The 25122-nt window shown below is 37.6% G+C and carries 30 protein-coding genes; 6 read left to right on the top strand and 24 right to left on the bottom strand.

The genetic code is table 11. The features are described from left to right. The first annotated feature begins 9 nt into the window (after nucleotides 1-9). Together VS868_RS06180 and VS868_RS06185 are read left to right on the top strand one after the other, a co-directional pair. On the top strand, nucleotides 10-990 hold the full coding sequence (locus tag VS868_RS06180) for an ATP-binding protein (RefSeq protein ID WP_345599556.1): 981 nt from the start codon (nucleotides 10-12) through the stop codon (nucleotides 988-990). Beyond that, on the top strand, nucleotides 983-3595 hold the full coding sequence (locus VS868_RS06185; RefSeq protein ID WP_345599557.1) for a S8 family peptidase: 2613 nt from the start codon (nucleotides 983-985) through the stop codon (nucleotides 3593-3595). The genes VS868_RS06180 and VS868_RS06185 overlap by 8 nt, the downstream gene beginning before the upstream one ends. Before the next feature lie 16 nt (nucleotides 3596-3611). On the opposite strand, the gene VS868_RS06190 is transcribed toward VS868_RS06185, so the two are convergent. The 9 genes from VS868_RS06190 to VS868_RS06230 are packed head-to-tail and all read right to left on the bottom strand — an operon-like array spanning nucleotide 3612 to nucleotide 10814. After that, nucleotides 3612-3977, bottom strand: a complete 366-nt coding sequence (locus VS868_RS06190) for a hypothetical protein (RefSeq protein ID WP_345599558.1) — start codon at nucleotides 3975-3977, stop codon at nucleotides 3612-3614. A 7-nt stretch (nucleotides 3978-3984) separates the two neighbouring features. Then, entirely contained in the window at nucleotides 3985-4818 is an 834-nt protein-coding gene (locus tag VS868_RS06195; RefSeq protein WP_345599559.1) for a DUF4138 domain-containing protein, read from the bottom strand. Further along, complete coding sequence (gene traM / locus VS868_RS06200) at nucleotides 4815-5744, bottom strand: conjugative transposon protein TraM (RefSeq protein ID WP_345599560.1); 930 nt, start codon at nucleotides 5742-5744, stop codon at nucleotides 4815-4817. Before traM ends, VS868_RS06195 begins: the two co-directional genes overlap by 4 nt. 2 nt (nucleotides 5745-5746) lie before the next feature. Then, nucleotides 5747-6403 (bottom strand): conjugal transfer protein TraK, encoded by a 657-nt coding sequence (locus VS868_RS06205; protein WP_345599561.1) that lies wholly within the window; start codon nucleotides 6401-6403, stop codon nucleotides 5747-5749. Nucleotides 6404-6413: 10 nt separating this feature from the next. Then, nucleotides 6414-7256 (bottom strand): hypothetical protein, encoded by an 843-nt coding sequence (locus VS868_RS06210; protein ID WP_168025966.1) that lies wholly within the window; start codon nucleotides 7254-7256, stop codon nucleotides 6414-6416. A 2-nt stretch (nucleotides 7257-7258) separates the two neighbouring features. After that, entirely contained in the window at nucleotides 7259-7828 is a 570-nt protein-coding gene (locus tag VS868_RS06215; protein WP_345599562.1) for a conjugal transfer protein, read from the bottom strand. Beyond that, nucleotides 7825-10236: a TraG family conjugative transposon ATPase gene (locus VS868_RS06220; protein WP_345599563.1), complete on the bottom strand. Its 2412-nt coding sequence runs from the start codon at nucleotides 10234-10236 to the stop codon at nucleotides 7825-7827. Before VS868_RS06220 ends, VS868_RS06215 begins: the two co-directional genes overlap by 4 nt. Then, entirely contained in the window at nucleotides 10223-10507 is a 285-nt protein-coding gene (locus VS868_RS06225; protein ID WP_345599564.1) for a hypothetical protein, read from the bottom strand. Before VS868_RS06225 ends, VS868_RS06220 begins: the two co-directional genes overlap by 14 nt. A 19-nt stretch (nucleotides 10508-10526) precedes the next feature. After that, complete coding sequence (locus VS868_RS06230; protein WP_345599565.1) at nucleotides 10527-10814, bottom strand: hypothetical protein; 288 nt, start codon at nucleotides 10812-10814, stop codon at nucleotides 10527-10529. A 188-nt stretch (nucleotides 10815-11002) separates the two neighbouring features. On the opposite strand from VS868_RS06230, the gene VS868_RS06235 reads away from it, so the two are divergent. Continuing rightward, complete coding sequence (locus VS868_RS06235; protein ID WP_345599821.1) at nucleotides 11003-11650, top strand: N-acetylmuramoyl-L-alanine amidase; 648 nt, start codon at nucleotides 11003-11005, stop codon at nucleotides 11648-11650. A 96-nt stretch (nucleotides 11651-11746) separates the two neighbouring features. Here VS868_RS06235 and VS868_RS06240 read toward each other — a convergent pair whose 3' ends face one another. From VS868_RS06240 to VS868_RS06255, 4 genes are all read right to left on the bottom strand, one after another. Beyond that, a complete protein-coding gene (locus tag VS868_RS06240; RefSeq protein WP_345599566.1) occupies nucleotides 11747-12409 on the bottom strand; it encodes an ATPase in 663 nt (220 codons plus the stop codon). After that, the gene (locus VS868_RS06245; protein ID WP_345599567.1) at nucleotides 12393-13145 is read right to left on the bottom strand and encodes a hypothetical protein; all 753 of its coding nucleotides are present in this window, start codon (nucleotides 13143-13145) and stop codon (nucleotides 12393-12395) included. Before VS868_RS06245 ends, VS868_RS06240 begins: the two co-directional genes overlap by 17 nt. A gap of 5 nt (nucleotides 13146-13150) precedes the next feature. Continuing rightward, nucleotides 13151-13432, bottom strand: coding sequence for a helix-turn-helix domain-containing protein (locus VS868_RS06250; protein ID WP_235329329.1), 282 nt, complete (start codon nucleotides 13430-13432; stop codon nucleotides 13151-13153). A gap of 608 nt (nucleotides 13433-14040) precedes the next feature. Next, the gene (locus VS868_RS06255; RefSeq protein ID WP_235329327.1) at nucleotides 14041-14430 is read right to left on the bottom strand and encodes a helix-turn-helix domain-containing protein; all 390 of its coding nucleotides are present in this window, start codon (nucleotides 14428-14430) and stop codon (nucleotides 14041-14043) included. Nucleotides 14431-14821: 391 nt separating this feature from the next. Between VS868_RS06255 and VS868_RS06260 the strand changes: the two genes are divergently transcribed. The 3 genes from VS868_RS06260 to VS868_RS06270 all read left to right on the top strand — a co-directional run bounded on the left by VS868_RS06260 (nucleotide 14822) and on the right by VS868_RS06270 (nucleotide 16703). After that, nucleotides 14822-15136, top strand: coding sequence for a hypothetical protein (locus tag VS868_RS06260; protein WP_345599569.1), 315 nt, complete (start codon nucleotides 14822-14824; stop codon nucleotides 15134-15136). Between the two features lie 171 nt (nucleotides 15137-15307). Beyond that, nucleotides 15308-15607: a hypothetical protein gene (locus VS868_RS06265; protein ID WP_345599570.1), complete on the top strand. Its 300-nt coding sequence runs from the start codon at nucleotides 15308-15310 to the stop codon at nucleotides 15605-15607. Between the two features lies 1 nt (nucleotide 15608). Beyond that, nucleotides 15609-16703 carry a hypothetical protein gene (locus VS868_RS06270; RefSeq protein ID WP_235329323.1) on the top strand — a complete coding sequence of 365 codons (1095 nt, stop codon included), beginning with the start codon at nucleotides 15609-15611 and terminating at the stop codon, nucleotides 16701-16703. A gap of 445 nt (nucleotides 16704-17148) precedes the next feature. Here the strand turns inward: VS868_RS06270 and VS868_RS06275 are convergent, their stop codons facing one another. The 11 genes from VS868_RS06275 to VS868_RS06325 form a co-directional block, all read right to left on the bottom strand. Next, nucleotides 17149-17340 (bottom strand): sodium:calcium exchanger, encoded by a 192-nt coding sequence (locus VS868_RS06275; RefSeq protein WP_235329321.1) that lies wholly within the window; start codon nucleotides 17338-17340, stop codon nucleotides 17149-17151. A gap of 226 nt (nucleotides 17341-17566) precedes the next feature. Further along, the gene (locus VS868_RS06280; protein WP_235329319.1) at nucleotides 17567-17737 is read right to left on the bottom strand and encodes a hypothetical protein; all 171 of its coding nucleotides are present in this window, start codon (nucleotides 17735-17737) and stop codon (nucleotides 17567-17569) included. A gap of 239 nt (nucleotides 17738-17976) precedes the next feature. Next, on the bottom strand, nucleotides 17977-18768 hold the full coding sequence (locus VS868_RS06285) for a cation diffusion facilitator family transporter (protein WP_345599571.1): 792 nt from the start codon (nucleotides 18766-18768) through the stop codon (nucleotides 17977-17979). Nucleotides 18769-18957: 189 nt separating this feature from the next. Beyond that, nucleotides 18958-20361, bottom strand: a complete 1404-nt coding sequence (lpdA, locus tag VS868_RS06290; protein ID WP_345599572.1) for a dihydrolipoyl dehydrogenase — start codon at nucleotides 20359-20361, stop codon at nucleotides 18958-18960. Between the two features lie 256 nt (nucleotides 20362-20617). Further along, entirely contained in the window at nucleotides 20618-20794 is a 177-nt protein-coding gene (locus tag VS868_RS06295) for a hypothetical protein (RefSeq protein ID WP_345599573.1), read from the bottom strand. 10 nt (nucleotides 20795-20804) lie between these two features. Next, nucleotides 20805-22121 carry an amino acid permease gene (locus VS868_RS06300; RefSeq protein WP_345599574.1) on the bottom strand — a complete coding sequence of 439 codons (1317 nt, stop codon included), beginning with the start codon at nucleotides 22119-22121 and terminating at the stop codon, nucleotides 20805-20807. A 76-nt stretch (nucleotides 22122-22197) separates the two neighbouring features. Then, nucleotides 22198-22824 (bottom strand): cation transporter, encoded by a 627-nt coding sequence (locus tag VS868_RS06305; RefSeq protein ID WP_345599575.1) that lies wholly within the window; start codon nucleotides 22822-22824, stop codon nucleotides 22198-22200. A gap of 11 nt (nucleotides 22825-22835) precedes the next feature. Next, on the bottom strand, nucleotides 22836-23192 hold the full coding sequence (locus VS868_RS06310; protein WP_345599576.1) for an STAS/SEC14 domain-containing protein: 357 nt from the start codon (nucleotides 23190-23192) through the stop codon (nucleotides 22836-22838). Nucleotides 23193-23248: 56 nt separating this feature from the next. Continuing rightward, nucleotides 23249-23902 (bottom strand): ribulose-phosphate 3-epimerase, encoded by a 654-nt coding sequence (gene rpe, locus VS868_RS06315; RefSeq protein WP_345599577.1) that lies wholly within the window; start codon nucleotides 23900-23902, stop codon nucleotides 23249-23251. 70 nt (nucleotides 23903-23972) lie between these two features. After that, nucleotides 23973-24425 (bottom strand): OsmC family protein, encoded by a 453-nt coding sequence (locus VS868_RS06320; protein ID WP_311500666.1) that lies wholly within the window; start codon nucleotides 24423-24425, stop codon nucleotides 23973-23975. A 268-nt stretch (nucleotides 24426-24693) separates the two neighbouring features. Beyond that, the gene (locus VS868_RS06325; protein WP_311500667.1) at nucleotides 24694-25038 is read right to left on the bottom strand and encodes a four-helix bundle copper-binding protein; all 345 of its coding nucleotides are present in this window, start codon (nucleotides 25036-25038) and stop codon (nucleotides 24694-24696) included. Nucleotides 25039-25122 lie beyond the last annotated feature (84 nt).

A 25122-nucleotide genomic window follows, 5' to 3' on the forward strand; every position in this document is an offset into this window, starting at 1 on the left:
TTTGTACAAATGGCAAGAGCAGATTTATTATTAAAATTAGTTAAAGCCGGAACTAACGGAGACAATACCCTTTTTAGAAAGGTTGTTGAATCTATTATTGCCGAAGAAAAGAGTAAACAACATCATATTGTAGCTCAACAACTATTAGATGCACTTTCCAAAGCCTCTAAGCCTCAATCCAACCAACCTATACATAATCGTTTACTGGAAGATGGATTAGACAGTTTTTTATATCGCATTTACCCTCAAAAGACTTTGGATGATGTGATTTTAAATTACGAAAATCAAGCCGTCATTCAAGACCTTATCCAGGAACACCATCGCAGTGACTTATTGAGATCCTATAATTTAGAACCTAGAAATCGTATTCTATTGGCAGGTCCTCCTGGAAATGGAAAGACTTCTCTCGCAGAAGTCATAGCTCAATCTTTAATGATTCCATTTTACGTTGTGAGATATGATGGTATTATTGGTAGTTACCTAGGAGAAACCGCTACTCGGCTTAAAACAACTTTTGATTTTATTAGAACGCAAGAATGTGTTTTATTTTTTGATGAATTTGACACTATAGGAAAAGAACGTGGGGACATTCACGAAACGGGTGAGATTAAAAGAGTTGTAAGTTCTTTACTTCTTCAGATTGATCGTTTGCCGAGCTATGTCGTAGTTGTCGCAGCAACTAATCACGCCGAACTTCTGGATAGGGCTGTATGGAGAAGATTTCAAGTAAGATTGGAATTAAAAGCTCCGGATAAGTCAATGATAAAGATTTGGCTGAAAAACTTTGAACAGCGTGTTAAATACGATTTGCAATATCCTATTGATAAAATAGCAAATAAGCTCGAAGGTCTTAATTTTGCTGAGATTGAAGAATTCATCCTCGATGTTGAACGTAAATATATATTGTCGCTCCCTGACGTAAACGTAAAAAGGTTAGTGGATAAATGCCTTATTCAATTGGAGCATAAATATTCTTTAGGGAATGGTTAAAAAACCACTTCTTTTGTTCCCATTCCCTATAAGTGCGGAAAAATCTAAAAAACAAGGTTTTCCTGGTAAAATGTTCATCCCAACCAAAACTCAACAAATTCAGAGAAATGAATTAAAGATTACGGAATTAGATCGTGTACTTTCTAATAGGTCAGCCTCATTACAAAAGGAAGCAGGGAATATTATCCCTGAAATGATCTTGGTGTTAGAAACTGCCGGAGAAATAAAAGATTTTTTTAAAGCTGTGAAAAAGACTCCAGGAATGGAGTTTTTAGCTGAATATGAGACTGAGTTCGAGGCAGAAGATGATTTCTATAACATTGATAAAAACGGTAATAGATCTGAAGAAAATGTTGATGCCCGGTTTTATCTCACAATGACCAACCAAAGGGCACTTAAAGAACTTCAGAAATATTGGCGAGAATATAAGAAAGATAAAGAAAAACAAAATTTTAAGCGAGGGACTGCAAAATTCAGATCGCTTTTTGAACAATTAAAGGATATTAGGCCCTATAATGTTAGTGATAGGGTACGTGATACAGGTATTGAAAAATATATTCAGGAAAGAAAATTATACGATTTTGATTTCGTAAGATTTGAAATAGAATTGGCATTTAAAGGAAGTGACCAAGCCAATCGAAAAGCCTATGAAGAAGTAACCCGTTTACTGAATTTACATAATGGAGAAGAAGTAAAAGGTTCAAGGACTATAATTTCCGAGATATCATATCACGCTTTTATTGCAAGAGCTCCAATTCAAATATTTGATGATCTTACGGAGAATACGAATATTTCCTTTTTAAAATCGCAACAAGTTTTGTTTTTTCGCCCTGTAGGACAGATGGTTTTTGAAACTCCTGAAGATATTGAGCAATTAAAAAAGTTGCCCAATGTTGAAGAAAATGATGAACTACCCACAAATGGCCATCCAGTCATTGCACTTTTTGATGGTCTTCCTTTAGCAAATCATTCTCTATTAGAAAATAGATTACAAATTGATGATCCTGATGGTTTCTCCAGTAATTATACGGGTAATCAAAGATTTCACGGTACCGCAATGGCTTCTCTTATTATTCACGGGGATTTAGATAATGAGAAAAAATCGATATTAAAAAGACCCTTGTATGTCCGCCCTATAATGAAATTGGGTACACAACTTTATCAAGGAGAATGTCTTCCAGATGACGTTTTACCAATAGATTTAGTGCATAGGGCTGTTCTAAGAATGAAAGTGGGAGATGCGGACAATCCTCCAGTAGCCCCTGAGGTAAAGATCATTAATTTTTCTATTGGAGACGCTTTTAGACCTTTCTTGAACAATATGAGCTCTTGGGCAAAATTACTGGATTGGCTTTCTTATCAATACGATATCTTATTTGTAATTAGTGCAGGAAATTTTAGTGACGATATCGCTTTGGAAATCCCAGATGATGAATTTGATAATCTCTCTGATGATGAAGTACAAAAATTAGCTTTAGAGGAAATAGTTAGGACAAATTTTAATAGAAAGATTTTGGCACCAGCTGAATCAATAAATTCTATTACAGTTGGTGCGGCACATTTTGATTTCTCAAAGCCTAATAATTTATACCAAAGGAAAAATCTGATTAAGTCATCTTCCTTATTATCTCCAATAAGCCGGATTGGTTTTGGTTTCCGAAAGAGCATAAAGCCAGAAATTATAACGTCAGGTGGGCGGAAGTTATTTCGAAAATCTCCAATTCAAAATTTACCAGGGAAAACGCTTCTTAAATTAGAATCAAGCCCATTTAATGTAAATCCTCCCGGAAACAGATCTGCATTTCCAGGTAGTCCAGGACAAATAAATAAGTCTGGGTATTTGTGTGGTACTTCAAATGCAGCAGCTTTGACATCTCGTCTTGCTGCGCAACTTTATGATGTTTTAATTTCTATAAATAATTCTGGAGATAAATCTATACCAACAGATTTTCTTACTGTAATTATTAAAAGTTTATTGGTACATAGTGCTAGTTGGAGTAAAAGTTCAGATTTTTTATTGCAACTAATTAAGGATTTACCAGGCTCAGCTGCAAATACTTCAAAAAAAAACGTATTGCCTTATCTAGGGTATGGGGGTATAGATCCAGAACGCATTTTATATTGCACTGAGAAACGAGTAACAATTATCGGATACGGAAAGCTTTACGATGGTCAAGCCCATTTATATAGATTTCCATTGCCGCCATCACTTACTAAGGGAAGGATTGATAAAAAACTAACAATAACTTTAGCCTACAATAGTCCACTAAATTTTAAAACAAGACAATATCGTAAAGCACAATTATTTTTTGATAATCTTAAGCATAATAATCATCTCGAATTAGATAGATCATATTATGATTTCCGAACCACACAATTAGGAACTGTACAACACGACATTCTTATTGGGGACAAGGCTGACGTCTTTGTTGATGGTGATTTTTTAGAAATAAAAGTGAATTGCAGAGAAGATGCATCTGAGCTCGGAAAATTGCCTATTAAATATGGATTGTCTGTTACCTTAGAAGTCAAGGAAAATAATGACATAAAAATTTATGAAGAAATTAGGCAACGAGTTCAAACACGAATTAGACCTACTCTATAAATACCAAAATTATTTTTCAAAAAGGTCCTTTCTCCCGCGCTCCTTGCTGCGTAACCTTCCAGTTTCCATTAATTTTTAAAAGCTTAAATAGCTCAGGGTTTTCTTCATAAGATGTGGTGAATCTAACCCAAGCTATTTCATTATCGGCGGTTTCTTCCAGCACTTTAAAACTGGAATTCCCGGATTTGCCTGCCCCCATTAAATCTTGTATCGATTTAAGGCCTTCGTAGCCTTCTGGGGTAGTATATTTTTTCAAGGTCTCATTATCCTTATTGTAGAAACTTTCAACTACAATTTTTGAAGTTTCGCTTGGTGAAAGGTCTTGTTTTCCGGTACAGGCAAGGAATAAGAAGGCTATTGAGTAAATGACGACGTTTTTCATTGCATTGCTAATTAGGGTTGTTGATAAATCTATGCGATACTTTTAATTTTAAGCTTCTTTCTCCGTTCTTTTCATTTAGCTCTAAAACCGCTCTGCGGTCATTGCTTATTGAAAACTTAGGCAGCGCATAAACCAATCTTACAGTTTCGTTTTCTGCTACTTTGGAGGGCGAATTATACTTGAAAATTGGCTCTTGATAAAGGCGTTGCAATGATTTCCTTTTACCTTTTTGTCTCGTTTCAACCGAGAGTTTTAAGAAATTCAGATCGTAATCCAAGGTAGATTTATTTTCAATTTGGATAACAAAGTAAAGCTCATCCTTGTCAAAAACAATATTTTCAATGCTCAAAACGATGCCCTCATTACGTTTTTGTAGCCGGTTAATCCGTTGTTTTCGATCAAGTAGATAGGAACTGAATTTTTGGTAGTAATAAATCTCATTTCCTAACTCTTTCTTAGACTCATTTACTTTTGCCGAATCAGCAACAATGGGCTTTTCATTACCGATGCTTTTAGACTTTGGTATAAAATAATTTAGTTTATCAAGCTGTTTTTTATACTTTACAATATACGAAAAAACTAAACCATTTCTATTGACCACCAGAAGATTACTTTCCATTCCCGGCTTTGCCTGGAGCAACCCGAAATACTGTTCTTTCTCGCGATTATAGGTAAACACAAAATTTTCAGATCCCGTAATTCCTTGGCGGATGGGTTCTGGGAAGAATAAAGCCACGTTCTTTTGGTCATTTGCATAAATCGTATCAAGGGTTATTGGTTGTTGTGCAGAAGTTTTCTCGACGGCCAAAACTAAGGCAATAATTAAAATATAAGCTTTCATAATTTAAGTTTTAAAATTAGTCTGTAATTGTTGAGCACGGTAACCTTTACGTTCTGGTTGTTGCGCTTGATTAATTTGGTTATTCCACTCACTTGCGGTACGCTAGGGATGTTGATATTCCCTAGAATATCATCTAAAACTTCATTAGTGGCCTCTGCGCGAAAATTATTTTCCACGTATATTCCCTCGCTACCATCCTGAAGATCGAAGGCTTTAAGTTTTGTGGGATGGTGTTGGATATTTTCGATTTCAATTAATACCCGATGGGGTTGAAAACTGATAAAGCCAAAAACGTACGTGTTCTTTGGAATGCTTTTGTTATTAATGGTCGCGGTTTTGGTCAGGCGCATCCGTAAACGCGAATTAACCTTGACCACTTGATCACCATCCACGGCCGCATAGATTACGGCATCCGTTGTTCCGTAAATGGAAATATCATTTCCTTTTGGATCAGATGCAAAGAACAACTGATGTTCCAGCCCCATTTCCTTGGTAGCAATTTTTTTTTCCACCTTTATTTCTGCGGAGTCAACTACATTTGCGACTTTGGTAACAGCTTTCGCAACGCCAATATTCTGATAATTTTTTTCGGAATACTTAATTTTCCCTGCTGAGTAAATACTATCCACAATGCGCTCCTTTTCTTTTTCAGGCAAATCCGCATCATAAAAGCCCAGGGAATCAATCAACTTTTCATCGTAGATGCTTGGTGCGTTGGTTTCCCGCACTTCCTTCAAATCGTTGATTGCATCCAGTTTAGAATTGTATTCTTTTTGACTTTCTTCCAGTGCGGGAACAGATGTCTCTTTAAGATTCTCGTTTTGGCTTTCGTCATCACCCATTACCATCACGGAATAGGAAATAAGAAATAGGAATATCACGGCCAAAACTGCCGCAAAGACTATTTTATTCTTTTCTATCTTCATAATCATTGGTTTTTTAAATACCCGCCTGACCGTTGGGCAGGTAATGGATTTTCATTGTTCAGTTTTTTAAGGGATTTCTCGAAATAGTTGGTGATCAATAATCCGTGTGGATTGTTTGGGAAATTCCGATCAACGGCAATAAGGTTACCGGTGGAAACCAACTCGTACGTATCGATAATCGATCCCCGGTTGATTTCAAAAATGGTAACAGTTCTAAAGCTGTAAGCCCCTTGTTTTTCTTCGATTTGGGAATCGATGCTAAGCACCTTTTGAACTAGCGAATATTGCAACAAGCGATTATAAACACCATCCGCCTTTTTTTGTCGATAGAGGTTGTCCACAGAGCTATTGCCGAGCCATAGTGCCTTTTCCAAGTTCTTTTCATAATTGCTTGCATCGATGTTGTAGAAATAATTGTGAAAAAGCTGTAAATGAGCCAAGGCTTCAACTTTATAGTTTTCCTTTTGAGTAACAAGTTTTAATGGAATGATACTTCCATCGGTATTGATGGCAAAAGCATTGTTCAAGGCCTTTTTATTAATGTTATATGCCATCCAAACGGCAAAGAAGCTGGATAATGAGGAACAGATGATGACGGCCAAGACGATAAACCTATTTATTCTAAGGACGGCGTAAATATTTTTATAAGGTGTTTTCATTGTATTAGTTTTAGGCAGTAAATAATTTCAGGGTAAATGAAGTAGCGCGGCGATACAATTTGAACTTTAGGAAAACTATAAACCCTACCGAACCAAGCTGAACAACTGGGGCAAAAAAGCCGCTGCCTACATCCGTCCCGAACAAGTTTGTCCAAAAGTTGGTGTTTATCTCAGTATAAATGGCATTGACAAAGACATTGACCAAGAAGAAGGCCGGTACCAGCATATAGACCGCTGTATACAATTTGAAAAAATTATAAGCCAACGAACGGAATTTTTCAAAAACGGCCAGACTGATGACCAATGGGAAAAACGCTTGCATAATCCCCAGTAGGAAAAAGCGTTCTGCCAAAAACAACGGATAAATGAACAGATCTAGAATCCATAGAATAGTGCTTCCTATAAAAGCGAATATTTTGAAACCAAAAAGGGGTGTTACCAAAGCTTCATAGAGCAATGCCATTGCAGCCTGAGCTGCTTTTATAATGTTTACTTCATCTTCAATAGGAATATCCTGCATCTGTAAAGGAAGTAAAGCCGGGGCCGTGCCGCGATATTGGCCTTCAATGGCCACTAAAATACCATCAAAAAAGCCGAGAATTTGTGTCGAGAAAATTACCAGTAGCACGACAGCAAAGTTTTTGGCCAGTTCTCCAGGACTTAACCCCCAGGTATAGCCATCCTTATCCGCAACGCCCTCACTATATTTTTTGAGGATATTGACTAAAAAGAAAAGGACGGCAAGCGTTTTCATTCCAGCAATGGTATATTGCGAGAAACTACTATTTTGTATGGTCTGGAAAATGGTATCAACATATTCCAGACCTATTCCTAAGATGATATTAGCAGCCATAATTAATATTCTGTTTCACGATTATTGATTTTATCCTGCATCTTTCGGAAAGAAATAATATCACGGTATCGCTTCGTTTTCAATATGATTTCTGAAACCATAATTTTGGATTCTTCTTCTTTTTCTTCTAGGATGTACGCACGGTCGGCATCGCTCATTTTGAGGTAATCGCTGGACAGTATTTCATCGATAAAGTCCATTGTTTCCAATGAGTTTTCTACAATGGAGCTAAAAGATTCAGTCACCCGTTGGATTTCCTCTGGTTTGATATAGGGTGAGTTAAGAATGTCCTGTAAGTCATTCTGCATTACGCTGATAAGACGTTGATTATTCCGGCCTATTTCCTGTACGGCTTTTAACTGCTTGACTACATTGTTTACTTTTTCAAGATTTTCTTTCTGCTGTTTCAGGAATTCGGCAGTTTTTAAAAGTTGGGAAGTTTGCTTGGCAGATTCCACCAGTGATTTTACAAGACTGATAAAGTTCGTATTATCGTAAACCGGCATTCCCTGGGCCCGGGTGTTTAGACTAAAAAAGATAGCCATTCCAAGAATTAAAATTTTTGGTCTCATATTTTTATTTTTTTGGATGAATACTCTGTAATTGCTTTCTCCATGTCCTGATGATTTTCATAAAGCCTCATAATTTCTTCATTTTCGAATCCATCGGTTAAATAAGCTCCATAAACCTCCCTTGGCACTTCCAGACGAAAGACATTGCTTTCCTTCCCAATTTTGATAAACATTTCGGTGTATTTGCGCGCTCCGGAAAGATTGTTCCTGATGGATTTTAACTGGTTAAGATCGTGGCTTGATAGATTGAGCCTTTTGACTAGTTCTTCATAACCTTTTTCATTATGCAGGCTGTAAATGACCTGGGTGTTTTCCAGGATACTTGCCGAGGTGGAATTGTTCGGCAGCTGATTAATGGATTGAAGAATAATACCAATAGCACCGTTTTGCTTACGGATGGCTTGGTAATAGAACTCGACGCTTTCCAGCACGTTTTCAAACTTTAGTTGCTTAGCGAACTCATCGAAGAGGATGATGCCTTTTTCAGCTCGGTTTTTCCAAATGGTTCTTTGGATGGCTGACTTAATAAGCTTCAACATTACGGACAGGATTTCCTTATTGTCTTTTACTTCATCCAACTCAAAAACGATCAGACGTTTGTCTTCAATTTTATAGGTTTGGTCTTCGCTCACTTCAAACAGGAAACTATATAGACCATCGCCGACATATTCAGACATTACGTGCAAGAAGTTTGTAACATTGAAGTAGTCGGGATGGATTTTTAGGGTGTTCAGTAGTTCTTTTTGGTTCCTTTCTATAAAGCTGTAAAAACCATCCAGAGAATGATTTTTTGAAGTGCTATCGTAATAATGGCGCAGTATTTTTTTAACCGAAACTGATTGTGCTTTGGTCACTTTCAAATCTGAAGCAAACAATTCAAATAGGAACACAGATAAGTCTTCTAACCGTTCTGGTGTGAGGTCATTTGTATTGCTTATATAAAATGGATTGATACCAAGGTTCTTTCCGCTTTCGTACCTAAGCACGGTATATTGTTCAGGATAGAGTTTGGCAAATTTGGCATAGGATCCACCGAGGTCAATGATGACCAAGCGAACGCCACTTTCAAAATATTGTCGTAGAATATTATTGGCAAGAAAGGACTTTCCTTCACCTGTTGGCGCGAAAATGGCAAAGTTTCTGGCTTTAATTCGTTTCTTTTTTTCATCCCAAACATCTTTCAGGACTGGAATGTTATGTTCACGGTCATTGAAGATAATTCCGGTAGCGTCGCTTTTGTAATTGGTGTTATTGATGAACAGGCAGAGCGCATGTTTTAAATCGGTTACGTATAAATCATTATTTGAGAAATTGGACGAGAAACAGCAGTAACTGTTTAGTATATAATTCTTACGTTCTTCGCCTCTTGGGTAATAAGGGATGATATCCAATTCCTTAAATTCAGTCTTGATTTTTGAGGTTATTTTATCGAGTTCTTTTGCATCTTTTGACCAATACACAATGTTAAGATGACCACGAATAATACGCGCATTGTCATCAGCATTAATTTGATCAAGGATGTGCTGGATTTTCCCCAGAACCACTTTATTCTGCGAACCGAAGTTGGAACTTTTGTTCAGTTCCTCGATTTTCTTATCCAGCAGCTTGCGCCATTTCTGTTTGTCATCCAGATACAGAATTTGATTAACGATATGGTTCTCGTTAAGCGTAAGCCCTAAGCCATCAATAAACCCTTGATGAAACACAAAATCGTCAGAAGTGAATTTCTCATTAGTCTTGCTACTCTGTACACTTTCGCCAAAGCACAGTTCGCTATTGATGGCCAGGGCATCAAAATGGGTTTCGCCAATATTGACGCTTTTCTTGTTCAGTAAAATATCGGTATCGTAGCCTTCATTAAAGCCATTGAAGTAGGCATTAGTAAGTTGCTGGATGTCGCCCGCTTTAAGCGAAACAAAATCCATCTTTCTGCTATTATTGATGAAGGAAACCGAATCACTTACCGAGTTGGCGAAACTCTTTATGTTATCATCCATTTTCTGAACAATCCCTTTAGAAACCTTACGGAATGGATTCACGTACTTAGGATTGATGAGTGCCTTATTTTTGGTCAAGATGAAGAACAAATAACAACGGTGCTCAATATACCCACGACCTTTAAAATGTTCGTGGGTTGCCTTTTCCAGAAAAGTTGTATTTGGAAGTTTCTCTGAAGTATATGATTTTTTGAGGTAGATATCCTGTTTGTGAACTACGGTACCAACTGGCAAAGATTTTAACGCTTGAAACCAAGCACCGTGCATATCCTCTAAGTCCTTTTCGGATAAGGAATATATTTCCGGCAGATTCCTTTTAAAGCATAGGACCACATTGCCATTATTGGCAAATACGATATTGTCCTGAATATCTGCAATGGGTTGATATGCCGAAAGGTTAATCTTGTTCATAATCGAATCCAGAGTTTCTTTTGTTACTGATGATCTTTGGAAAAGCCTTTGCCATTTGAAATAGCTGTGGATTGATGGTTATTCGTGTCAAAACGAGATACAGGACTGCATTAAGCACCAAAACACCTATGATAATCCCAAAACTGAAAGAAAAAATGATGATTAAGAGGGATGCCAGTATCACGACCATCATCAAGGCAAACAGGGAAATGGGCAGCCCGAAAATGACCGCCTTTTTTCTGATGTTTTTATAGACTTTGAATTTCTTCATAATTTAAGAGTATTAGAACTCAGACCACAATTGAAATCAGGTAGGTAAATATGCCCACTACCGCCCCTGCTATTAATACAAAGACAAGCACCCGGGTAATCCCTTTTTTGAGGTCGGCGTTTTCCCCAAAGAAATGTCCCGCATTGAACAGGAAACCAACAAGGAAGATTACACCTAATATGATTGGGAAAATCGTCCTGATGGTATCGGAAACATCATTGACGGAATCTTCGATACCTCCAATCTGTGCAAAAAGCGAGGTTGAGAATAGAGAAAGAAATGTTGCGAAATAGATTGATTTTTTCATAACGGAACAGTTTAAATTTTGTGTTGTTTTCGTTATTGGAAATTTACCTATATTTGTTTATAAAACATTGAAATTCAAATATTTGTGAATAAAATATTATTTAATATCGATTGATTTTTATTGTTATTATTTGTTATCAAATTCTATGGAATTTTAAATGCAGCTTGTTAATAACCTGAAAAATGAAAATGGAAAAAGTGCTCAAAAACGTCAGTTTTATGATTTTGATTCTAAAAATGTGCATCATTTTTGGGCAAGAAACGACTGCTCAAAAACGAATCGTAATTGACGTTGGACACGGTGGAAAAGATTCTGGTGCAATTGGCATAAATGGAATCCAAGAAAAGGATGTGGTTTTGTCCATTGCAAATGAGGTTTTAAGGCTGAACAAGGAATTGGATAAACCTTTGGATATTTACTTAACCAGGTACAATGACACCTTAATTTCCTTATTCGATAGAACTAAGCTAGCTAAAGCTCTAAAAGCTGATTTGTTTATTTCCTTGCATTGTAATCATTCGGATAATCCAACGGCGAGAGGAATTGAGATATATGTATCTAATGATGAATCAAACCATTCTGATAATTCGATTTGGTTCGCCTTTCAATTGCAAGCTGGGTTCAATAAGAAATTGGGGTTTGAAAACAGGGGTGTGAAGTTTGCGAATTTTAAGGTAATTAGAGAAACCTGTAATTTCTTTCCCGCCATTTTAGTTGAGTTGGGATTTCTTTCGAATAAGGACGACCTGAAATACATTTCAAAACCTTTAAATAAACAATCCATTGGATCAGCTGTTTTAATAGAAGTAAATAATTATTTAATAGATGAATTATGAAAGAAGTATTTATTGAAATAACTAAGAGCGTTAAGGAAATTATTAAACAATTTATTTCAGAAGTGGTAATAATTTATAATTGTTGGAGGCTTTGAACTACTTTCTTTTATCCCCAGCCCCCTCTTCAAAAGCAACAAGATTGAATAATTCCCGCATTCGGCTTCGGACTCTGTTTCCGTAACGTTCTTCCAGTTCCTCGGCATTCAGGTTTGTTGTGGCGTGGGTTTTAACCTTTTGATTTGTCTGAAGAAAAAGTTCATGGCGCGATAAGAGCACTTCACCCATCACGTTCAAATCCTTTCCGTAAAATCTTCCAGATGGTTCCACGCCTAAATCATCAAAGCAATAAAATTTGGTATTCCCATATTCTTCCACAGTTTTAAAACCTAAATGGTTAAAACTGAAGGTTACATTCCGGCAAGGAATCATTTCATAGGGACGTTGCAAGGGAACTAAATGGCGTAGTAATTTCATTAAACTGGTTTTTCCGCAGCCTATGGGGCCAGATAGCAAGATGCCTTTGTTGATGTCAATTCCATAAGATTCACAGTTGTCTTTATCTTTTACGAAGTAGGAACAGAGTTTCAGCAAAATATCTTTATCCTCATCATAAATCTTAAACTTTTCGCCGAACAAGAGTTTGCCTTTGGCTTTCAGGTAAATCAAAATTTTTGGAAAATCGTAGAGTACACTTTTCCCATCAAATTTTCCGAGCGAATATTCCACGCCACCTTCGATAATTTTAGAGGGGTTGTCCATAGTCTTTGTTTTTAGTGGTTCGCAAGTTATCTTTGATTTGGGATGCTTGTTTTTTGTTTGGTTTTTTTTCCTGGTTAAATAATTCGGTTCTGTCCATCCAATTGGTAGCAACCGAACGCCAATCTCTGATAGCTTTTTCATCGCTTGTTTGCCAATTTCGGGTTTGATAATGCTCAAAGAATTTTTTTGCTTCATCAGCATCAAAACCTTTTTCTTCAAAAAAAGTAATAATAGCCTGCCTGTCCTTTGGCTGTTTATTAATGTTTACTTGTTTAGTATTGTTTATATTAGATACCAATGCTTGTCCACTCACGGGGCGGTGATGGTACACAGCTTGTCCATTGGTGGGATGGTGCTGGTACACTACCGGTTCACGTATGGGATGGTACCGTTCCGCAAGTTGTTCCAATTCGGGATTGTACTGTCCCGTATAAGGTTCATCACTTGTCTCGATAATGGCCATCTTAATTTTGCTGCCTTTGTATGGATTGTTGGATGGAAAATAGGATAGGTATTTCCAAGCATTAAGGTCGGTCACGCACCGATGGTACGTCGATTTTGAACCAATTTTGGCCACACGCATCAGTTCGCGACGGTTTACAAAAAATTCATCTGCAAAGCGGCTGCTGTTCCATTCCTGGAATAAAGCCATATAAAGGCTGATGTGGGTTGGGTTCAAGCGGTCATCAAAAAAGAACTTTTCAAAAGCCGCGTTCAGTTGCTTAATGTAGTTCATAGTAGTTATTCAAATTTGTGATTTACCCGATTGGCGGTCATCAAGTTTTGGATTTCCTCGGCATCATAGTAAATAATTCCTCCAACTTTGGTGTAAGGTAGGGTGCCGTTAATTCTTAAGTTTTGAAGAGTTCCCGGACTTACCTGGAGCAGATCCATAACATCAGAAGATTTTAAATATTTCTTTAAAGTTCCTAATGATTGTTTGGTGATTAAACTTTTAATTTCCTCAAGTAGTTCTAATTTGAACTCCCGAAGATCGTCGGTGGTAATAATACTTGTTGGCATAATAGAACGGTTTTTAAAGAAAGGGGCTACCAATCGATTAAATCTTTTTAATTGATAGCCCCTATCAAGGTTTGACTTTCGTTCTACTAATTTGATATACTTTACCAAATATTTTTCCCTATATTCTTCGTACTACGAAAGAATTTAACAAGTGATAGAATTAGGATTATTTTGCTGCTATTTGAAGATGTGGCAAGGAATTATAAACTGTTATTTGGCATTGAGGCAGGTAGTAACCCAGATTTCGTAGAAACTCGTAACTACGAAAAGAAGAATTTTCCGCTGTTTCTCTTTAAATCTGAAAAAGAAGGATCCATGAAAGAAGCATAATAGAGGTAAACCCAGGGTTGGTGGCTGAAATTTAAGGCGGTTTTCTAGCTAATTTTCAACCACTAATTCTTTATTTCCAGACGATTATTTTTTTAATAAGAAATAATCAAGCTAAAACTACTGCTGCTTAATATAAAAAAATGAAAGAAAAGGAGATTACTGGAAATCGCATAGACAGAGATTAGTAATTAAAATATGGTATTAGGCATTTTTCTAGTTTCTACTGAGAAAATTAAAATCAAATTATTTTGGAGAGTGGCCATCAAGCCTTTAACTATTTATTTGCCTTCAAGCTCTGTAATTCGTTTCCTAAGTAACATTTTTGTTTCCTTTAATGAGTCATTGGCATCTTCTAAAGCGTTATTGGCTTTTTCTAACGCATCTAGTTGCCTTTGAAGATGAAGTAATTTTTCGCGCAGAACTTCTGGATCAGTTTCATTAATTATTGAGTCTGTTGAATCTTTTTGGAGCATTGGACCTTTACCCGTTAGTAACCATGCGGGACTTAGTTCTGGGCATTTTGAATATAGTAATTCAGCATCAAAAGAATTTCTTGATTTCCAATTCGATAAAGTCTGTCTGGTAATTTCTAAAAAATCCGCTAATTCTGCATCCCTTTTAAATCCATAATGAATCTTTATCTCATCAAGCATTTTAGATTTATTCATATTATGTAAACGAAATGTTTATAAAAAGTAAAAAAACAGTTGTTTTGTAAACAAAATGTTTATATATTTGATTTTGTTCCGATTAAAGGAACAAATCAATGAACAGGCAAACTTACGTAATTTATGCAGAAAACTTATAACACTGAGGTGGTAAAAGCCTTGGCATGTAAATATAAGGTGACTCCTCGTTACATACGATATTGTCTGAATGGTGATAGAACACCAATATACGCAGATGAATTAATTGCAGAGTATTACAAAAAACTGGATCAGGTAGAAAGGGCATTAAATTCAGATATATGAATGTATTATTTCCGAAAATTAAAATTGGAGTACCGGTAGACCTGAAAGGGAATTTTTTCCTTTAAATCAAGAGTAATAGTAGGGTATTATGTCACAGCATAATTTCAATTTATTAAAAAATGGCGATCCGACGGCTTTGGAGCATATACATGCCAGATACCACCGGAGTATATTCTGGGTAGGCAGGGGAATTCTTGATGATGATTTTGTTGTATCATCCCTGGTTCAGGATAGCTTTCTAAAATTATGGGTTCACCGGGATCGTATAGAAACCCCTAAACATATTTACTTTTTCCTGCGAATGGTCATGCAAAGGGAATGTTATTCCTATTACACATTGCCCAGAACCAAATTTTTCAGCAAAGTCAATTCCCTGGACAGTTATGAAAACTTCCAGGAGTAATTAGGGGGCTATGATCCAATAAGTGATTTAGAAAATTTTAGAGACCAGGAACGGGAACAAAAAGCCTTTGAAAAAATTATAAATGTCTTACCCTTACTAACGGCCGAGAGAAGGCACCTTATTGATCTCTGTCTTAAATATGGCTTCCGTTACAAAGAAATTTCCAAAGTTATGGGCACGAGCATTCCGGAAACTTTTAACGAGGTGCAACTGGCTATTTCAGATCTTAAAAATATCATTAATCCGGATTCCGTAGCTCAAACTAAACAAAAACCAGCCATGGTAATTAAGGTGCAGGCTAACATGACCCCGGAGCAGGAAGAAGTATTCCGCCTCCGCAATGAAAAGAAATTTTCTTTTGCAAGTATAGCTGCTGAGCTTAAGCTTTCCCAAAAGGAAGTTCATAAAGAATTTATGATCGCTTATAAGATCATGCAGGAGAAACACGAGCAGCAACAGCAAATAGCTTAAGATGGAAAAGTCTACGCTAAAACTAACCCGAAAGATCCAGCTATTGGTTGATCTGCCTACCCCGGAGGAAAGAAAGGAGGCTATTGGGAAGCTTTACCAGTGGCAGAACAGGTGCTTTAGGGCAGCTAATATGATCGTCTCCCATCTCTATGTACAGGAAATGATCAAGGACTTCTTCTATTTTTCTGAAGGGATAAAGTATAAACTGGCCGATGAAAAGAAGGATGAAAGCGGTATGCTGCAACGCTCCCGAATGAATACGACCTACCGAGTTGTATCAAATCATTTCAAAGGAGAGATCCCTACCAATATCCTGGGTAACCTGAATCAAACATTAATTAGAACCTTCCTCAAAAACAGGAAGGAATACGGGAGTGGTGAACGCTCGCTCATGAATTTCAGGAGAGACATCCCTATTCCGTTTGATATGGATGGTGTTAAGGGATTATGTTATATTGAAGAGAAGAAAGCCTTTTGTTTTCGATTATTTTCAATTCCTCTTAAGACGTACTTAGGTAAAGATACTGATAAACACAGGCTGTTGGAGCGTGTAGTAACTGGAGAAACCAAGCTTTGTTCCTCACATATTCAGTTGAAAGACGGCAAAACCTTTTTGCTTGCAGTTTTTGAAATTGAAAAAGACAAGCACGTCCTGAAACCGGAAGTGATTGCAGAGGCTTCGCTGTCACTTGAATACCCCGTTATAGTCAAAGTTGGTAAAACCAGGCTCACCATTGGCACCCGGGAAGAGTTTTTGTACAGAAGGCTTGCAATACAGGCAGCCAGGAAACGGGCGCTGGCAGGGGTAACCTATGCCAGATCGGGCAAAGGCCGAAAACGAAAAACCAAAGCGCTTGATAAGTTTGAAAATAAGGAAGGCAATTTTGTGGACAGCAGGTTACATCTCTACAGCCGGAAGTTGATCGACTTTTGCATTAAACACCAGGCGGGAACGCTGATTTTATTGAATCAACAGGATAAGATAGGGATAGCCAAAGAAGAGGAATTTGTACTAAGAAACTGGAGTTATTACAAGTTAATGACCAAGATAAAGTACAAGGCAGAGAAAGCAGGGATCGAAATTATTATAGATTGAATTAGTCTCGAGGGTGCTTGTACACCCGTAAGGTGAGGTGATTATCACACTCACTAAATGCAAACAGCATATACAACGGCGTGGGCTTTTTTATTTAAACATGATAAGTGGTTAGGATCATTTACTTGAATTTTTCTTTTATAGGATAATTTAGGTAAATGTATGTTGCCAATGATAATTTTTACAAAAGCAGTTGTATTCTTCCGGATATTTTTAAAACCTTGAACTTTACATGAATATAAGTTTAAGATTCTTTCTTTCCTTTAATAAGAAAAAATAATCTCCTTACACAAAAAAACGTTTCGTAGATAAAATTGTCGTTGTCCGGGCTTTTTCTATGCTAAATGAAAATGATAAATTTGCCTATTCCAGAAAATCTCTAATCAAAGTTGTAAGATTTGGGATTTTACGTACTAAAGATAAGATACTTACACTGTAGTAAATACTAATTGCCTGTAGCAAACAACGACAAAATTTCAGGGCTTGCCGCAGCTATCCCTACGAGGGCTCCTCCGGCAGCCACAGAAAAACCCCACTGCTTCCTTAGTTTTTTTAAAGGTGTTGCTAAATGTTCCGCGCCCCAATGTGCCAGCCATACGGCAGCAAGCAACACCAATGCCCAGATCCATGTACTCATATCTGCTTCTAAAGATTTTTTTAAGTTCTCAAAATAAATTTCGTTTTTCTAGCTGATGAACATCCTTTCTTGCGAAATAGTTTCTCAGACTTAACTTAGTCTTAATTAAAACCGAATAGAGAATTATCTCAATTTAAAAAAAGATAAAGGAACTTTCTCCTAAACTTCTGTTAGAACCTTTTTTATTTTTCTTCTTCCAAACCTTAAAAACAAATTCCAAGAAAAATTAGCCATGTAAGTTTTTCAAAACAAACCAAAAAAATAAAAATGCTAATACAAATACGCCTATAAGCATTAAAATTCCATTTATTCTGTCCTTTCTGGTAATTTTACTTTTCGGGGATTTTTTATACTTTATTTTTTTTGTTTTCCTTCTGGCTTTTGGATCTACAGTCATTTGGCTTTCTTTTTCTTAAAACTGGCTCTTTTGAAATATTCTTCGGAAAATAGAGAATTGCTTTAGTTCCAATTCATGGTTTCTTTACAATGTGCGTTCTTTGGAAATTCTTTTCTATAGTACCTATTCTAGCATAGATTTTTATCTTTATTTTTATTGTATATTGTTTGGCAGATAGCCTAACATGTTCAAATGGTATGTTAATTCTCCTCTTGTATTCTCAAATACAACTTGCCCCGTCACTTGGATAATTTTAATATTCTAAGGGCACTGCGCATTACGAAAGTGAACACAATCCCACCAATTACTAAATCCGGCCATTTGCTGTTTAGAAAATAGACCAGTACCCCTGCCACTATAACACCACCATTCACTATAATATCGTTGGAAGTGAAAATGGCACTGGCCTGCATATGCGCCTCATCGCTTTTAGCCTTATTGATTAGCCAAAGCGAAATCAAATTTCCCGCCAGGGCGAAAACCGAAACGATGATCATCCATTGAAATAATGGCGTTTCACTACTTAAGAAAAAGCGTCTTATAACTTCTACAAATCCCAGTAAAGCAAGCCCCATCTGAAGGTAACCGCTAATTCCCGCAACCTTCTTTTTTCTTGAAATGGATGTCCCAACGGCAAACAAGCTAAGGGCATAAACAATAGCATCGGCAAGCATATCCAGGGAATCAGCAATAAGACCCATGGAGGCTGATATCCATCCGGTGGTCATTTCTATGAGAAAGAAACCAAAGTTTATTCCAAGTACCCACCAAAGGATTTTTCGTTGGTGGGAATCATCTGAAGGTAAAGGCAACGCAGCTTCTGTGGTCTCTTCCAATTTATCATTTAAATCCAGCTGACGGATTTCCTGATGTACTTCCGTGCTGTCTCCGGTATGATAAACTTCCAATTTTCGATTAGAAATATCAAAAGCCAAATGTTGAACCTGTGCAACAGACTGCAACTTCATTCGGATCATCTGCTCTTCCGAAGGGCAATCCATTTTTTGAATGGTAAATGTGCTTTTATTCATTGTTAATATTTGTTATACGACCCGAACAAGAGAGGCCACTTTAAAGGAAGATCCTTTATTGAAAGTACTACACATCTTTGACTGTTACTTTAGCTCCTCTGTGGGCATCTCTTGTTTCTTTGGGGTTTTCAACCTCCTGTAGCACGACGCCAACAGTTATAAGGCTGATGATCAATCGGGAATTTTGGATTAAATATGCAAAGCCCTGTCATCTGTAGCTGCCAGACAGGCTTCTTTAAAGGTCTCGGAGAAGGTGGGGTGCCCGTGGGACATCCTTGCAATATCTTCGGCAGATGCCCTGAATTCCATTGCCACTACCGCCTCTGTATAGCTATCCGCAATTCGTGGCCCTATCATATGCACCCCCAATATCTCATCGGTTTCCTTATCTGCAATTACTTTTATAAAACCGTCGGTGTCCATACTTATTTTTGCCCTTGCGTTGGCCTTAAAAGGGAAAGAGCCTGTTTTGATACTTCTTCCTGCTTCTTTCAGTTCTTCTTCGGTCAAGCCTACCCCGGCCACTTCGGGTTGGGTATAAACTATATTAGGAATAAGGGAATAGTTGATATGTGGTTTTTGACCCACTATTCTTTCAGCCACAAAAACGCCCTCTTCACTCGCTTTATGGGCAAGCATTGCTCCCCGGATTACGTCCCCTATGGCATAAACCCCCTTGACATTGGTTTCGAGGTTCTCATCCACTGTTACCTGTCCTTTTTCGTTGGTTTCAACTCCTATATTTTCAAGTCCTAAATTAGCGGTGTATGGTTTCCGGCCAATGGCCATAAGGCAATAGTCACCTTCTAAATTCATTTCTTTTTTATCGGAAAGATTTTCTGCTTTCAATGCCACTTTGCCTTCAGTTGCTGTTGCATTTGTCACCTTATGTTCCAAATAAAATTCAATTCCTTGCTTTCTTAGGGAACGGTGCAATTGCTTACCCAGTGCGCCGTCCATAGTGGCGATAAGGCTGTCAAAATATTCCACAATGGATACCTTTGAACCCAGTCGGGCGAATACAGAACCTATTTCAACCCCGACAACACCGCCGCCAACGACCATTAAATGTTTGGGTATTTCCTGTAAGGCCAGGGCTTCGGTAGAAGAGATAATACGGTTTTTGTCTATTTTAATATTGGGCAGGGAAGCGGGTTTAGACCCTGTGGCAATGATGATTTTATCGGTTTCTATGGTTTCCGTTTTATCTTCGGCCTTAATCTCAATCGTACTTTTGTCCTTAATGGTGCCGTGGCCTTCATAAACGGTTACCTTGTTCTTTTTCATCAGGTAACCAACACCATTGATGATTTCCTGTACCACATCCTGTACCCTTTGGTTCATTTTCAGGATATCGACATTGGCCTCTTTTACATCAATCCCAAAGTTTTCGAATTGATGCCTGAGTTTGTAATAATGCTCAGAGGCTTCCAGCCAGGCTTTTGACGGGATACAGCCAACGTTAAGACAGGTACCGCCCAACGTGCTGTACCTTTCAACAATGGCCACTTTTAATCCCAATTGGGCGCAACGGATGGCACTTACATACCCGCCCGGGCCAGATCCTATAATAGTTACATCAAATTTTTCCATATCTTGAAATATAAGTTTTTAATCCCTCATTGAGGGTTTAATTCCCCGTCCCGATAGCTATCGGGATGCCTCAAATTTTTAAAAGTCTCTTCTAATTCATACCGAGTGGGCTTTCCCCGAGGTTTTTGATTTAGTATTTCTCACGACAAATCACCTATTAGATCTATTTTAATGAAAGGAGGCTTTTGACTTAACATTTTTCACAGTACTTTCTGATAGACTTTACGGTAACAGCTTTTGGAATTTTTCTTAGATCTCATCCTTCCAGATCATAAAACCATTCTCCTGCCTGTTTAATAGCTTGGTCAATAGCTTCTTTTTCTGTAGACTTTCCTTCTTTCATAAGCTCGTTGGCTATTTCAAGGGCCTTCTCCCTAACAATTGGGGTAAGGGAATCAAGATCTGTTTTAAAATCTTCAAACATCCAGTCCATATTATCTGTTTTAATGATTGAACAAATCTTTTTCTTCTTCTGAACCCACCTCTTTCTTTGGCATTTTATCAAGGAAATAATCCAGGACCACCCCTACCACAATAGCTCCTCCAAAAGCAGCATATACTTGCCATTCGTATTGAATTACCAAAGCCAGGCTGATCAAGATAGCTAAAATGGGTAGGATAGGCGTTTTACCTATGGACAAAGGCACTTTAAAGGGTCTTTTCTCTTTCGGCGACTTAAAACGTAAAACAATCAGGGCTATATTTACGGCAATAAAAACCAGTAATGCACCTAAGGAAGACATTCCTGCAACTAATTTAATATTACCCAATAAAAGAAATCCGGCCACTGCTGCCAACACCACCAGCGTTGCTGCCCAGGGAACTTTTTGAGCATTGGTTTTCTTCATAAAAGCCGGCAATTCACCAACCGAAGCCATTCCAAAAAGAAGCCTGCTGATGGATATAATCCCGCTAAAAGCGGCATTAGCGGTGGCAAACAAGGCAGCAACCGCCAAAACAATGGGCATCCAGGAATTTAAATTGGAAGCAGCAAGAGATAATGGAGAATTTACTTTTGCCAGTTCTGAAGCGTCGCTTATATTGAGAACCGTAAAGGAGATAAACAGGTAAATTATTGTGGTAATGAGCATCGTCAACAAAAATGCCCGTGGGATGGTTTTACCGGGATTTTTTACTTCAGAGCCCAAAGCTGCCATATGTTCAAAGCCTGTATAAACAAAAAACAAGGTCGCGGTAGCAGCTATGGTACCGGAAAAAGAATCGATAATAAAAAATTCCTTGTCAGGAGCACCTGTACTGTTCAGTCCCAATATTATTAGGAGCAATAGTCCCAATAGCTGAATGCTTACCATTATAATATTGGCGGTAGAAGATTTTTTTATACCAGTAATGCTTATTAGGGTGAGCAGTATTAATGCACTGTAACTAAATAAAAGGGCAGGGAGGTCCAAAAAAACATTTAGATATCCCGAGAATGCCAGTAGTACAGCAGCAATGGTAGCCGAACTGTGAAAGGCGATTGTCCATCCGGTCAGGAATGAGGGAATATCTATTTTTGGAAATGCTTTTCTTACAAAAATAAACTCTGCTCCGGCATTGGGGAAGGTTGAGGAAAGTTCTGCATAGGAAAGGGCAGAAAAACTGGCAGCAATGGCCGCCAGGATGAAACTGAGCCAGAGGTCATTCCCGGCCTGGCCCGCCGCCGCACCAATAACGGTGTAAATTCCCGCGCCTACGATGGTTCCTACCCCGTAAAAAGTGAGTCTTAATGTTCCTAAAGATTTTTTCAGTTCAGCCATTTCTTCAATTTTGCAGGTACCAGTTAATTTTTAAAAGTTATAAAACACCCAATAGTTGAATTTTCGGTATTTTAATTTATGGTGAAATTTTTCTTCCGTTTTTAAAAGCCTCCCAACCTTCTTTTAAGGCATAGGGAACTATTAGAAGAGCCGCCACAGGATCTGCCCACCACAAGTCCAGATATTGTACCGCCAGGAGTCCACCCAATACCGCTATCGTCTGATATAGACAAACAAAAGTGTCTTTGGAATCGGCTATTAATTCCTTGCTGTCCAGTTTCTTTCCATACTTGCGTTTGTACCAAATTAGAATCGGATTGACCACTAAAGATATCAGGAGGATTATGATACCCATGGTGCTCCAGTCTGGAGTTTCTTTATTAAAAAATTTACTTACAGAATCATAGGTGATAAAAATGCTGACAATTAAGAAAGAAGTGGCAATTACATAAAGAGTGATTTTTTCTCTTTTTTTCACCCGCTCTTCGCTAATATTTTTAATTTCCCCGTGTAGCCGCCACCCAAGGGTGCTGGCCGAAATAACTTCTATGATACTATCCAGTCCCCAACCAATTAAAGCTGCGCTTCCGGAGATAAAACCGGCGGTTAGTGATACAGCTACCTCAATAGTATCATATAAGACGTTGTATACCTGGAGCTTCCTGGCCTTTTTGAGATACTTTTTTCTTTCTTGATCTGCCATAAATTTGTTTCTTAACTGTTTATCCAATTTACTGCCTCTACTTTTTTTGTAGATGCAAAATATTTAACTTCTGCAGAAGTAAAAGGTTTCATCAAATCTGTCATCCATTTTTCCCATTTTTTATCCCCTACCATGGCCACTTTTTCAAGGTCGTTGGCATGTTGGACATCGAATTTCAAATCTTCCCAAAAGGCTTTTGGTTCCCATCCTTCAAAGCCCTCCATTTCAAAATACCAACGGATTTTTTTATGTTTTTCCACTATGTTGTTCAGCAGGGGCAATAGCTTATCGTAATCGGCTTCGGTCAAATTGCCTGTTGCCCTTGTGGCTATTAAATTCCCTTCTGTTTGTCCCAATATTTGTAGCATAACTCCTCTTTTAATTATTATTTGATTTATTCCTTTTTATAACATTAGTTACATTATTAGGGGTTTCTAAGCTCCTGAATTGCCCTAAGGGGATCATTGGAATTGAAAATACTGCTTCCTGCTATAACAGCATCAGCTCCTGAATTCAAAATTTCCTTCACGTTATTCCTGTTAACCCCGCCATCTACTTCAATAAAGGCCTTTGCATCTTTTCTTTGTATAAATTGCTTTAATTCCTTTATTTTTTCCAGTGTTTCGGGAATAAAACCTTGTCCGCCAAAACCCGGATTTACAGCCATTAGGCAAACTGTATCTAAATCTTTGATGACGTATTCCAGGCTTCCTAAAGAGGTATGCGGATTTAAAGCTACCCCTGCTTTACAGCCCAGGCTTTTTATTTGTTGCACCACGCTGTGCAAATGAAGGCAGGCCTCAGCGTGCACAGTAATTTGGTCTATTCCATATTTAGAAAAAACTTCCAGATACCTTTCAGGCTCAACAATCATCAAGTGCAGCTCGATAGGTTTCATAGAGTGCTGCTCAATAGCTTCTAAAACAGGTGTCCCAAAGGAGATATTTGGAACAAACATACCATCCATCACATCCACGTGCAGCCAGTCTGCTTCACTTCTATTAATAATTTCGAGGGTTTTGCCCAGGTGGGCAAAATCTGTCGAAAGAATGGAAGGAGCAACCATAAAATTTTTCATAGAAGTTATGTTTTATTGCCTATTTTGGTATTTAAATTAAACCTTACACACTAAATTTACCTGAAGGAAATTATAAAACAGGTTCCACTACAACCTCTGTTATTACAGAGTTGGAGATAAAACATTCAGCATGTGCTTTATGGTGCATTTTTTCCATTTCTTCTTCATCAGGTATATGTTCACCCGAGAATTCTACTTTGGGCCGTAAAAAAACCCTGGTCACAGCCTGTTTACCATCCTTGTTTTTCTCAACCACAGCAACGGTTTCATCTTTGTAACTCTTTATAATATACTTTTTAAAGGAGGCAATAGCCAGAAAAGTCAATAAGTGACAGCTGGAGAGGGAAGCAGCGAAAGCCTCTTCAGGATTGACAAATTCAGCTTTCCCCAAATACTCCGGAGCTGCAGATGCAGTGATTTCAGAGCCTCCTCCAAAAATCCATTGATGGGTACGTGTATAATTCTTATAGGAGAAATCCTCGGAATCGGGATTCCATTCTAGTTTAACTTTAAATTCTGACATTATTCTCTTGTTTTAAATTATAAAATCTACTTTAGATAGTCTTTTGTTCTATTAGTTATATTCATTGATTTTAAATAATTGTGCCTGGAAAGGAAACCCGGGTTAACTAATACAAAAAGTTCTTAATTTTCTTTAGAGAACTTCCTCATAGTATATTTCTAGTTTTAAATTTGGTTCGCCCTCTATTTCTCTTGTAACACTTCATTTTTTGTTTTTTTACTTTAAGGAAAATATGCGATGCTATAAACACCGCATACCTTTCATTACATTAGCTTAACTGCACATCACCGTGATGATTATGGCATGCTTCCGCACATTCATTACAGGCTTGAGCACATTTCTTACAATGCTCATGATCGTGTTTTGCACATTCTTCAGCACACATCCTGCAAGCTTTTTCACAGATCAAAAGATATTCATGCGCAAGGGCAGAATTTCTCTGTAGCAACCTAGCTGCTTGTATACAAATGTCAGCACAGTCAATGTCCAACGGAATGCATCTTTGCATCATTCCGGTTTCTTCTTCTGCTAAGCTTTGAGCAGCACAGTTTTCACAAGCTAAAGCACAGTTTAGCAAGGTTTGAACGAGTTGTTCATGATTTTCATTTTTCATAATTAAATAGATTTAAATTATATGTAGAACTATTTCTACTAAGGTTTATAATATTTATCCTTTTTCAGCATTATTTTTCATTTT

The organism is Salinimicrobium sp. 3283s (assembly GCF_039602225.1).
Lineage (GTDB): Bacteria > Bacteroidota > Bacteroidia > Flavobacteriales > Flavobacteriaceae > Salinimicrobium > Salinimicrobium profundisediminis.

Coding starts and splice junctions, on each gene's coding strand:
- VS868_RS06180 (WP_345599556.1), top strand. CDS start 10: ATGGCAAGAGCAGATTTATTATTAAAATTAGTTAAAGCCGGAACTAAC.
- VS868_RS06185 (WP_345599557.1), top strand. CDS start 983: ATGGTTAAAAAACCACTTCTTTTGTTCCCATTCCCTATAAGTGCGGAA.
- VS868_RS06190 (WP_345599558.1), bottom strand. CDS start 3,977: ATGAAAAACGTCGTCATTTACTCAATAGCCTTCTTATTCCTTGCCTGT.
- VS868_RS06195 (WP_345599559.1), bottom strand. CDS start 4,818: ATGAAAGCTTATATTTTAATTATTGCCTTAGTTTTGGCCGTCGAGAAA.
- traM (WP_345599560.1), bottom strand. CDS start 5,744: ATGAAGATAGAAAAGAATAAAATAGTCTTTGCGGCAGTTTTGGCCGTG.
- VS868_RS06205 (WP_345599561.1), bottom strand. CDS start 6,403: ATGAAAACACCTTATAAAAATATTTACGCCGTCCTTAGAATAAATAGG.
- VS868_RS06210 (WP_168025966.1), bottom strand. CDS start 7,256: ATGGCTGCTAATATCATCTTAGGAATAGGTCTGGAATATGTTGATACC.
- VS868_RS06215 (WP_345599562.1), bottom strand. CDS start 7,828: ATGAGACCAAAAATTTTAATTCTTGGAATGGCTATCTTTTTTAGTCTA.
- VS868_RS06220 (WP_345599563.1), bottom strand. CDS start 10,236: ATGAACAAGATTAACCTTTCGGCATATCAACCCATTGCAGATATTCAG.
- VS868_RS06225 (WP_345599564.1), bottom strand. CDS start 10,507: ATGAAGAAATTCAAAGTCTATAAAAACATCAGAAAAAAGGCGGTCATT.
- VS868_RS06230 (WP_345599565.1), bottom strand. CDS start 10,814: ATGAAAAAATCAATCTATTTCGCAACATTTCTTTCTCTATTCTCAACC.
- VS868_RS06235 (WP_345599821.1), top strand. CDS start 11,003: ATGGAAAAAGTGCTCAAAAACGTCAGTTTTATGATTTTGATTCTAAAA.
- VS868_RS06240 (WP_345599566.1), bottom strand. CDS start 12,409: ATGGACAACCCCTCTAAAATTATCGAAGGTGGCGTGGAATATTCGCTC.
- VS868_RS06245 (WP_345599567.1), bottom strand. CDS start 13,145: ATGAACTACATTAAGCAACTGAACGCGGCTTTTGAAAAGTTCTTTTTT.
- VS868_RS06250 (WP_235329329.1), bottom strand. CDS start 13,432: ATGCCAACAAGTATTATTACCACCGACGATCTTCGGGAGTTCAAATTA.
- VS868_RS06255 (WP_235329327.1), bottom strand. CDS start 14,430: ATGAATAAATCTAAAATGCTTGATGAGATAAAGATTCATTATGGATTT.
- VS868_RS06260 (WP_345599569.1), top strand. CDS start 14,822: ATGTCACAGCATAATTTCAATTTATTAAAAAATGGCGATCCGACGGCT.
- VS868_RS06265 (WP_345599570.1), top strand. CDS start 15,308: ATGGGCACGAGCATTCCGGAAACTTTTAACGAGGTGCAACTGGCTATT.
- VS868_RS06270 (WP_235329323.1), top strand. CDS start 15,609: ATGGAAAAGTCTACGCTAAAACTAACCCGAAAGATCCAGCTATTGGTT.
- VS868_RS06275 (WP_235329321.1), bottom strand. CDS start 17,340: ATGAGTACATGGATCTGGGCATTGGTGTTGCTTGCTGCCGTATGGCTG.
- VS868_RS06280 (WP_235329319.1), bottom strand. CDS start 17,737: ATGACTGTAGATCCAAAAGCCAGAAGGAAAACAAAAAAAATAAAGTAT.
- VS868_RS06285 (WP_345599571.1), bottom strand. CDS start 18,768: ATGAATAAAAGCACATTTACCATTCAAAAAATGGATTGCCCTTCGGAA.
- lpdA (WP_345599572.1), bottom strand. CDS start 20,361: ATGGAAAAATTTGATGTAACTATTATAGGATCTGGCCCGGGCGGGTAT.
- VS868_RS06295 (WP_345599573.1), bottom strand. CDS start 20,794: ATGGACTGGATGTTTGAAGATTTTAAAACAGATCTTGATTCCCTTACC.
- VS868_RS06300 (WP_345599574.1), bottom strand. CDS start 22,121: ATGGCTGAACTGAAAAAATCTTTAGGAACATTAAGACTCACTTTTTAC.
- VS868_RS06305 (WP_345599575.1), bottom strand. CDS start 22,824: ATGGCAGATCAAGAAAGAAAAAAGTATCTCAAAAAGGCCAGGAAGCTC.
- VS868_RS06310 (WP_345599576.1), bottom strand. CDS start 23,192: ATGCTACAAATATTGGGACAAACAGAAGGGAATTTAATAGCCACAAGG.
- rpe (WP_345599577.1), bottom strand. CDS start 23,902: ATGAAAAATTTTATGGTTGCTCCTTCCATTCTTTCGACAGATTTTGCC.
- VS868_RS06320 (WP_311500666.1), bottom strand. CDS start 24,425: ATGTCAGAATTTAAAGTTAAACTAGAATGGAATCCCGATTCCGAGGAT.
- VS868_RS06325 (WP_311500667.1), bottom strand. CDS start 25,038: ATGAAAAATGAAAATCATGAACAACTCGTTCAAACCTTGCTAAACTGT.